At 67.5% G+C, this 8,945-nt stretch carries 8 protein-coding genes; 1 reads left to right on the top strand and 7 read right to left on the bottom strand.

Annotated elements, in window-relative coordinates; translation table 11 throughout:
• Positions 1-615, bottom strand: a 615-nt coding sequence (locus VFL64_RS18505) for a pseudouridine synthase (protein ID WP_489541854.1), incomplete at its 3' end; no start/stop codon positions are given.
• Positions 616-1,226: 611 nt separating this feature from the next.
• Here VFL64_RS18505 and VFL64_RS18500 point away from each other — a divergent pair.
• Positions 1,227-4,214: an Rne/Rng family ribonuclease gene (locus tag VFL64_RS18500; RefSeq protein WP_489541853.1), complete on the top strand. Its 2,988-nt coding sequence runs from the start codon at positions 1,227-1,229 to the stop codon at positions 4,212-4,214.
• Between the two features lie 62 nt (positions 4,215-4,276).
• Here the strand turns inward: VFL64_RS18500 and nagZ are convergent, their stop codons facing one another.
• From nagZ to VFL64_RS18470, 6 genes are all read right to left on the bottom strand, one after another.
• A complete protein-coding gene (nagZ, locus tag VFL64_RS18495; protein ID WP_489541852.1) occupies positions 4,277-5,341 on the bottom strand; it encodes a beta-N-acetylhexosaminidase in 1,065 nt (354 codons plus the stop codon).
• Positions 5,338-6,141: a pyridoxine 5'-phosphate synthase gene (locus VFL64_RS18490; RefSeq protein ID WP_489541851.1), complete on the bottom strand. Its 804-nt coding sequence runs from the start codon at positions 6,139-6,141 to the stop codon at positions 5,338-5,340. Before VFL64_RS18490 ends, nagZ begins: the two co-directional genes overlap by 4 nt.
• A gap of 6 nt (positions 6,142-6,147) precedes the next feature.
• Complete coding sequence (gene recO / locus VFL64_RS18485; RefSeq protein WP_489541850.1) at positions 6,148-6,924, bottom strand: DNA repair protein RecO; 777 nt, start codon at positions 6,922-6,924, stop codon at positions 6,148-6,150.
• Positions 6,925-7,848: a GTPase Era gene (gene era, locus VFL64_RS18480; protein ID WP_489541849.1), complete on the bottom strand. Its 924-nt coding sequence runs from the start codon at positions 7,846-7,848 to the stop codon at positions 6,925-6,927.
• A gap of 4 nt (positions 7,849-7,852) precedes the next feature.
• The gene (gene rnc, locus VFL64_RS18475) at positions 7,853-8,557 is read right to left on the bottom strand and encodes a ribonuclease III (RefSeq protein ID WP_489541848.1); all 705 of its coding nucleotides are present in this window, start codon (positions 8,555-8,557) and stop codon (positions 7,853-7,855) included.
• A gap of 31 nt (positions 8,558-8,588) precedes the next feature.
• A partial coding sequence (locus VFL64_RS18470) for a DUF4845 domain-containing protein (RefSeq protein ID WP_489541847.1) occupies positions 8,589-8,945 on the bottom strand: 357 nt, incomplete at its 5' end.

Raw genomic sequence — 8,945 nt, 5'->3', positions numbered from 1 at the left:
GCTGGCCGGCCACGCGCCGATCACAAGGGCCGCGTAGGTCTTGCCGGTTTCGCGCCCGCGGAACTGGTCCTGCAGCGCCACCAGCGCCGAACGCTTCTTGGCGATCAGCAACAAGCCCGAGGTTTCCTTGTCGAGCCGGTGCACCAGCTCCAGGAACTTGGCCGTGGGCCGCGCCTTGCGCAACTGCTCGATCACGCCGGAGCTGACGCCGCTGCCGCCGTGCACCGCCACGCCGGCAGGCTTGTTGACGGCGATCAGGTACTCATCCTCGAAGACGATCGGAAACTCGCGCGCCGGCGCAGGCGGAGCCTCCGCCCGCTCGGCCACACGCACCGGGGGCACGCGCACCAGGTCACCCAGCGCCAGGCGGGTGTCGGCCGAGGCCCGGCCCTTGTTCACCCGCACCTCGCCCGAACGGATCACCCGGTAGACGTGGGTCTTGGGCACGCCCTTGAGCAGCTTGAGCAGGAAGTTGTCCAGCCGCTGCCCCTCGGAGGCCTCGTCGACCTGCACGGTGTGCACCGCGGGCTTGGGGGCCGGCTTGGGGGCCAACTTCGGGGCTGAGGGGCGGGCACTTGCCGCCGGTTCCGGTTTCGCCCTTATAATGCGCCGCACCACGTTTTCGCTGTAAGTGATTGATTTTTCTGAGTTTACGCCGCGCAAGCAGCCTCCCTCAGACAAACACTCGGTACAACGCGGCGGCCGGCTTGAAAACCGGCCACAAGGTGATGCAACGTACCCGGCATGCGGCGGGCCTGGTCCCCAAGTGACCCGGCGGCTGGCAACCCGGTACGGCAGAGAAACAAAGAACGAACCCTGCAAAAAGGTTTCCAGGCGGGAGACACCCCAACCCAGCCGGCGCCAAAAGCGCGTCAGGCCCCGGGATGACGTCTTCCACCCGCGTCCAGCGATCAAATCGGATGTTGTTCCCGACCCCCACCCCTCACTGCCCTTCGCGCGCTCGTCGTGCCGGCAGCGCCGTGGCCCGGTCTCGAACAGGTGCTTCACGGCCCTCCTCCCCTTTGCCCACTGCCACGCACGCGCCAACGCTGCCAGACGGGCCGCCGATCGACTGATCGGCACCTCGTCACCACAGTCCAGGGCGATTCCTTCCGGTTCATCCACGTTTCTCGTGCATCGATGAGTCGCCCCTGAGTTTTCAGTGGCGGCATGTTGAGTGAGCTGCACCCGACCGCACGAGCGGCGGTGGCAGCCAAGGAGCGCACATGAAACGCATGCTGATCAACGCGACGCAGCAAGAAGAACGTCGCCTGGCCATCGTCGATGGCCAGAAGCTGATGGACTTCGAGACCGAAATCGAAGGCCGCGAGCAACGCAAGGGCAACATCTACAAGGCGGTCGTGACCCGCGTCGAGCCCTCGCTCGAAGCCTGCTTTGTCGACTACGGCGAAGACCGCCACGGCTTCCTTCCCTTCAAGGAAATCTCCAAGAACTACTTCCGCGACGGCGTGGACGTGCGCAACGCACGCATCCAGGACGCCATCAAGGAAGGCGACCAGCTGCTGGTGCAGGTCGAGAAGGAAGAGCGCGGCAACAAGGGTGCCGCACTCACCACCTTCGTGAGCCTGGCCGGCCGTTACCTGGTGCTGATGCCCAACAACCCGCGTGGGGGCGGCGTGTCACGCCGCATCGAGGGCGAAGACCGCGAAGAGCTGAAGGAAAACCTCGACCAGCTCGAGTACCCCAAGGGCATGAGCCTGATCGCCCGCACCGCCGGCATCGGCCGCTCCGCGCCCGAGCTGCAGTGGGACCTGAACTACATGCTCAAGCTGTGGAGCGCCATCGACGGCGCGGCACAGGCCGGCAAGGGCGCCTTCCTGATCTACCAGGAGTCGTCGCTGGTGATCCGTGCGATCCGCGACTACTTCACCGCCGACGTCGGCGAGATCCTGATCGACACCGACGACATCTACGACCAGGCTCAGCAGTTCATGAGCCACGTGATGCCCGAGGCCGCGGCCAAGGTGAAGCGCTACCGCGATGACGCGCCCCTCTTCAGCCGCTTCCAGATCGAGCACCAGATCGAAACCGCGTTCTCGCGCACGGTGAACCTGCCCTCGGGCGGCGCCATCGTGATCGACCACACCGAAGCGTTGGTGTCGGTCGACGTGAACTCCGCCCGCTCCACCCGCGGCTCCGACATCGAAGAGACCGCCACCCGCACCAACCTCGAAGCCGCCGACGAGATCGCGCGCCAGATGCGCCTGCGCGACTTGGGCGGCCTGATCGTGGTCGACTTCATCGACATGGAAGAGTCGAAGAACCGCCGCGACGTGGAGAACCGCCTGCGCGATGCGCTGCGCCAGGACCGCGCTCGCGTGCAGTTCTCGTCCATCAGCAAGTTCGGCCTGCTGGAGCTGAGCCGCCAGCGCCTGCGCCCGGCCCTGAGCGAAGGCAGCCACATCACCTGCCCGCGCTGCAACGGCACCGGCCACATCCGCGACACCGAATCGAGCGCGCTGCAGATCCTGCGCATGGTCCAGGAGGAGTCCATGAAGGACAACACCGCCGCCGTGCACGTGCAGGTGCCGGTGGAAGTGACCTCGTTCCTGCTGAACGAGAAGCGCGCCGAGATCACCAAGATCGAACTGAAGCAGCGCATCACCGTGCTGCTGGTGCCCAACAAGCACCTGGAGACCCCCAACTACAAGCTGGAACGCCTGCGCCACGACGACCCACGCCTGGAAAGCCTGCAGGTCAGCTATTCGATGATCGAGGAGCCGGACGACGAGGTTGGCATCACCCGCCGCGAGAAGACCAAGGCCAAGCAGGAGCCGGTGATCAAGGGCATCCTGCCCGAGACGCCCGCGCCCATCGCCGTGCCCAAGCCCGAACCGGTTGCAGCTGCACCGGCCGCCCCTGTGGCTGCACCTGCGCCGGCGGCTCCGGCCTCCGGTGGCGGCTTTTTCGCCTGGGTGAAGAAGCTGTTCGGCGGCGGCGAGTCCGCGCCTGACGCAGCGGCACCTGCGGCTAAGCCTGCGGTTGCAGAGAAGTCAACAGAACGCGGCGAAGGCCGCGGTGACCGCAACGGCCGGGGTGGTCGCGGCGGGCGCGATGGCCGCCGCAACGAACGCGGTGAGCGCAACGGCGAACGCGCGGAACGCGGCGGGCGTGACGGTGGCCGTGGCCGCCGCAACGAGCGCGGCGACAAGCCAGAAGAAGCCGCGGCAGAAGGTGGTCGCAGCGAAGACCGCAACAACCGCCGCCAGGAAGCCCGCACCGACGCCCCCGAGGGCCGTGGCGACCAGCCGCGCCAGGAAGGCGGCCGCCGTGGCCCGCGCCCTGAGCGTGGTGAGCAGCGTCGCCCGGCCGCACCGGCGCCTGAAGCTGCCGCCAGCGACGAGGCCGCACAGGCCCGCGCCTTCGTCGACACCGTGCCGGGCGGCGACGCGCCGGACACCGCAGCCGAAGGCCAGGGCGAACGACAGGGCCGCCGCCGCAACCGCCGTGGTGGACGTGGCGGGCGCGACCGCGACGAATCGCGCCAGGGCGAGGCCGTTGCCACGGACACCGACACCGCAACGCCGGTGGAGGGAGCCGCCGATCAAGCCGTCGTTGAACCCGTGTCGGCAGAGTCCGAGGGTGCACCCGCGGCTGAAGCAGGCACTGAACGTGGTGAGCGCGAAGGCCGCCGCCGCCGTGGCCGTGGTGGCCGTGACCGCCAGCGCCGCGACGAGACGGGCGAGGAGGCCGGTGCACCGGGCGCAGAGGCAGGTGTCAGCCAGGACGAGACGCCGGCTCCGGTCGCTGAGGAACCGCAGCACCTTGCCACGACGGTGACCCCCGCAGTAGTGGAAGAAGCCGTTGCCCCCGCACCGGCCGAGCCGCAAGTGGTCGAAGCAGCCCCTGCTCACGCACCGGTGGTGCAGGAAGCCCAAGCTGCGCCAGCGCCAGCGCCAGCGCCCGCACCGGTCGCCGCCGTGCCCCCCCCAGAGGCCTTCGTCTTGCCGACGGCTCAGCTGATCTCGGTGGCCGAATCGGCCGGTCTGCAGTGGGTGAACTCCGACGCCGACAAGATCCGCGCCGTGCAGGAAGCCATGGCACGCGAGCCCAAGCCGGTGCACGTGCCGCGCGAGCCCAAGCCGGTGGTCGCCATCGACGAAGGCCCGCTGGTGCTGGTGGAGACGCGCAAGGATCTGTCGCAGATCAAGCTGCCGTTCGAGACGGTGCAAGGCTCGCAGCCTCAGGCCTGAGCCACACCGCACGTGAAAAGGGCGCACCTCGGTGCGCCCTTTTCATTGGTGCGGGACTGCGATCAGGGCAGGCGTTCCAGCGCGAGCTGGTACGCGGGCTCGTGCATCAGCTCGTCCCAGCTGAGCGGCGGCGTCTGCGGCAACAGTGCAAGACGGCGGCCTTCGCTGTCGGCATCGGCCTGCCATTGGCCTCGCTCCAGCGCGCTCAGCAGGCCATCGAGCAAGGCGTCGACCGGCTTGCCGCCGTCGACCTTCGACTGGTTGCACAGCAGCACCAGGTCGCAGCCGGCGTTCAGCGCGGTGATACCGCCTTCGACGGCGCTGCCGGCAATGCGGGCGCCTTCCATGCTGAGGTCGTCGCAGCAGATGGCGCCGGTGTAGCCGAAGCGGCCGCGCAGGATGTCTTTCAGCCAGCGCGCCGAGAAGCCGGCCGGCAGCGGGTCGACCTTCGGGAAAGTGACGTGGGCGGGCATCACGCAGTCGAGCGTGGTGGCCAGCCAGTCGTAGGGCATGGCGTCCTCGGCGAGGATCTCCTCGAGCGTGCGGTCGTCGACGGCGCGCGCGACGTGCGAGTCGGCGATCGCGTAGCCGTGCGCCGGGAAGTGCTTGCCACAGTTGGGCATGCCGGCTTTCAGCAGGCCGTGCATCAGGCTCTTGGCGAGCAGCGTAGCCACGCGTGGGTCGCGGTGGAAGGCGCGGTCGCCCACCACCTCGCTGCGGCCATGGTCGAGGTCGACCACCGGTGCCCAGCTCATGTCGACACCGCAGGCGCGCAGCTCGGCGCCCAGCACGTAGCCGGCGGCGCTGGCCGCGTCGGTGGCGCGCATCGCATCCAGCATCCACAGCTCGCCCAGGCGGCGCATCGCCGGGAGGTGAGTGAAGCCGTCGGTGCGGAAGCGCTGCACGCGCCCGCCTTCGTGGTCGATGGTGATGAGCAGGTCGGGGCGGATGGACTTGGCCTCCGCGGTGATCTCGATGATCTGCTCACGGTTGACCCAGTTGCGGGTGAAGAAGATCAGGCCGCCGGTCAGCGGGTGCTGCAATCGGCGGCGGTCGTCGTCGTTGAGCTGTGTGCCGGCGATGTCGAGGATGACCGGGGCGTGGTGGGTGTTGTTGTCGTTGTTCATGCGGCGTGAGAGGCAGAGTGGATGCAGCGCAGGTAGTCGCGCACGGTCTCGGTCATGCCGAGCTCCAGCGTGTCGGCGATGAGCGCATGGCCAATGGACACCTCCTGCACACCGGGCACGGCACGCAGGAAGTCGGTGAGGTTGGCACGGTTGAGGTCGTGGCCGGCGTTGAGGCCCAGGCCCACGCGGATGGCCGCTTCGGCCGCGGCGGTGAAGCGCGCCAGCACCGCCGCCTGCTCGGGCGTGCCGTGAGCGCGCGCATACGACTCGGTGTAGAGCTCGACGCGATCTGCTCCGACATCGCGTGCAGCGGCCATCATGCCGGGCAGTGGGTCCATGAAAAGGCTGACCCGGATGCCCAGTGACTTGGCTTCGGCGACGAGCGGCGCCAGCGTGCCGGCATCCTCAGGAAAGCGCCAGCCGTGGTCGGAGGTCGGCTGGCTTTCGTCGTCGGGCACGAAGGTGCATTGGTGCGGCGCACGGCCCTCGGCGGCGAGTTGGCGCAGCAGGCCCATCAGGTTGTGCAACGGGTTGCCTTCGATGTTGAACTCGGCCTGCGGCCACTTGGCCATCAGGTCGGCGAGATCGAAGACGTCGTGCGTGCGGATGTGGCGCTGGTCGGGCCGAGGGTGGATGGTGATGCCTTGCGCGCCGGCCTCCAGGGCCCGTGCGGCCAGGCCCGTCACGCTGGGGAAATCGAGCGGCCGCCGGTTGCGAATCTGCGCGACAAGATTGACGTTCACCGACAGCGCAGTGAAGCCGCGATGTGCATCGAGCCCGGTGGTCAGCAAAGGATTCATGGAGGCCTATCGGTCGAGGGCTTGGACGTCGAGCATGACCTGGCGCGTGCGCAGGACAGGCGAGCCCAGATGATAGTGAAGCAAGCTGCGCAGAAGGGTCTTGAGCTCCGGCAGAGCGCGTGCACAGGCCTGCTGCAGTGCAGGCAGGCTGCCGTGTTCGAGTGCGGCCTGCAGGCCAATCAGCACCTGTCCGGCCACGGCGGTGTCGCTGGGCCTTGGCGCCGAGACGCCGGCTTCGGCCAGCAAGGTGTAGCGCCGTTCGGCATCCACCGCCTCTTGCGTCAGCGTGGCCAGGCTCAGGTCGGGCAGCAGGCCGAGCTGGCTGAGCAGTGACACCTCGAAGGCACGCAGCGCAGCTTCGTCATTGGCGCCCAACGCAGACAAGGTACCCGCGTAGATGTCGAACAGCGCAGCGTGGGCGTCACCGCGTGGCAGCAGCTTCATCAGCAGTTCGTTCAGGTAGAAACCGCTGAACAGCGCGGCGCCGGTGAGCATGGCCTGTCCGCCAGCCCATTCGGCCCCCCGCAGCGTCTGCACGTCGCTCGTGGCCTCGCCAGTTGCATCCGCTTTGGGTGGCCGCCCCAACACGACATGGGCACGTTGGAAGGGCAGCAACACCGAGCGCAGCTGTGAATAGGGTCGCTTGGCCCCCTTGGCAATCACTGCCAGGCGCCCCTGCTCACGCGTGAAGAGGTCGAGGATCAGGCTGGATTCGCTCCAGTCGTAGCGGTGGAGCACGTAGGCGGCCAGCTGGGCCGGCGCGCGTGGGGCCCGCGTTGCCATCTACTCGTAGCCGTAGCTGCGCAGATGCTCTTCGTTGTCGGCCCAGCCCGAGCGCACCTTGACCCACAGCTCGAGGAAGACCTTGGCATCCATCAGGCGCTCGAGCTCCTGGCGGGCTTCGGAGCCGATGCGCTTCAGGCGCTCGCCCTCGTTGCCGATCACCATGCCCTTGTGCGCATCGCGCTCGACGATGATGGTGGCGGCGATGCGCCGAAGGTTGCCTTCTTCCTCGAACTTGTCGATGACCACCGTGGAGGTGTAGGGCAACTCGTCGCCGGTCAGTCGGAACAGCTTCTCGCGGATCAGCTCGCTGGCGAGGAAGCGGTCGCTGCGGTCGGTGAGCGCGTCTTCATCGTAGAACCAGGGCTGCTGAGGCAAGTAGGGTTTGACGATGTCGAGCAGGCGCTGCACGTCGGCGTTCTTCTTGGCCGAGAGCGGCACGAACTCGGCGAAGGCATGGCGATCCTGCATGCCCTTGAGCCAGGGCACGAGATCGGCGCGGCGGTGCACCGCGTCGAGCTTGTTGGCAATCAGGATCACCGGCTTGTCGGGTGGCATGAGAGCCAGCACCTTGGCATCATCCAAGCCGAAGCGCCCGGCTTCGACAACGAACAGCACGACGTCCACATCGCCCAGCACGCCCTGCACGGTGCGGTTGAGGTTGCGGTTGAGCGGCGCGCTGTGGCGCGTCTGGAAGCCGGGGGTGTCGACGAAGACGAACTGGCTGTCTTCGACGGTGCGGATGCCGGTGATGCGGTGGCGCGTGGTCTGCGCCTTGTCGGAGGTGATGCTGACCTTCTGGCCGACCAGCGCATTGAGCAGCGTGGACTTGCCGACGTTGGGGCGGCCAACGATGGCCACGAGGCCGCAACGCAGGGTGTCGCCGCTGTCGCCGGCGTCGGCTGATTCGACGGAATCGTTCATTCGGTCAGGAGCGCAACGCGCTGCCCGGTTTGTCGCTGGCCTTCAGCGCGACGAGCATGCGGCGAGCCGCTTCCTGCTCGGCGGCCCGGCGCGAGCGGCCTTCGCCGGTCTCGGTGAGGCTCAGTGCGGGCACGGCGCATTCCACCTCGAAGGTCTGCGCGTGGGCCTGGCCGCGTGTGCTGGCAATCCGATAGACGGGCACCGGCAGGCGGCGCGCCTGCAGCCATTCCTGCAGCTCGGTCTTGGCGTCCTTGGTCCAGCTGTCGATGTCGGTGGTGGCAATGACCTCGCCGAACAGGCGCTGAACCAGGGCACGGGCCGGTTCGAACCCACCATCCAGGAAGGTGGCACCGATGATGGCTTCGAGCGCGTCGGCCAGGATGGAGGGGCGCTGCGCCCCACCGCCGCGCGCTTCGCCTTCGCTCAGGCGCAGCACGTCGGGCAGCCCGATCACGACAGCAACACGGTGCAGGGTGTCTTCGCGCACCAGGTGCGCGCGAACACGCGTGAGGTCCCCTTCGTCGGAGCCGCCGAAGCGCTCGAACAGCAAGGCGCTGATCGCCAGGCTGAGCACGGCGTCGCCCAGGAACTCAAGGCGCTCGTTGTGGTCGGAGCCGAAGCTGCGGTGCGTGACGGCGCGGCTCAGCAACTCGGGCTCGGCAAAGCGATGTCCCAGTCGTTGTTGCAGTGCGTTGAGGCGCGTGTCCACGGAGCTGTCGGGTCGAATCAGGCAGCTCGCCTTACTTCGTACGCCCCTCGTACTTGATCATTAAATAGACCGGCGCCATCAACTCAATTTCCTTGTTGTAGGCAAAGCTGATCACAACCTTCTCGTTGACCTTGGTGATCTCCAGATCCTTGCCAGAGATCGAGGTGATGGAGTATTCGATCTCCTTCGTCTTCTCGAAAGCCGTGCGGATCTCCGGCACCGTGCTCGCACCGCTCGAAGCGATCTTCTCGATCGCCTTCTTGATCGTGAGGTACTCGTTCACCGTCGGCAGAACACGCAGGCCCACCAGCGCAAAGAAGCCGATGATGATGGCCCAAAACAGCAATCCGAACAGCGTGACACCACGCTGCGAACGTGCCTTGCGAAG

Origin of the sequence: Rhizobacter sp. (assembly GCF_035702065.1) — a bacterium.
Lineage (GTDB): Bacteria > Pseudomonadota > Gammaproteobacteria > Burkholderiales > Burkholderiaceae_C > Rhizobacter.
Note: the sequence above shows the minus strand (reverse complement) of the source record. Positions and strands in the feature narration are given on the sequence as shown.

Excerpts from the sequence above, each read along its gene's own strand:
- VFL64_RS18500 (WP_489541853.1), top strand. The coding sequence starts at position 1,227 with ATGAAACGCATGCTGATCAACGCGACGCAGCAAGAAGAACGTCGCCTG.
- nagZ (WP_489541852.1), bottom strand. The coding sequence starts at position 5,341 with ATGAACAACGACAACAACACCCACCACGCCCCGGTCATCCTCGACATC.
- VFL64_RS18490 (WP_489541851.1), bottom strand. The coding sequence starts at position 6,141 with ATGAATCCTTTGCTGACCACCGGGCTCGATGCACATCGCGGCTTCACT.
- recO (WP_489541850.1), bottom strand. The coding sequence starts at position 6,924 with ATGGCAACGCGGGCCCCACGCGCGCCGGCCCAGCTGGCCGCCTACGTG.
- era (WP_489541849.1), bottom strand. The coding sequence starts at position 7,848 with ATGAACGATTCCGTCGAATCAGCCGACGCCGGCGACAGCGGCGACACC.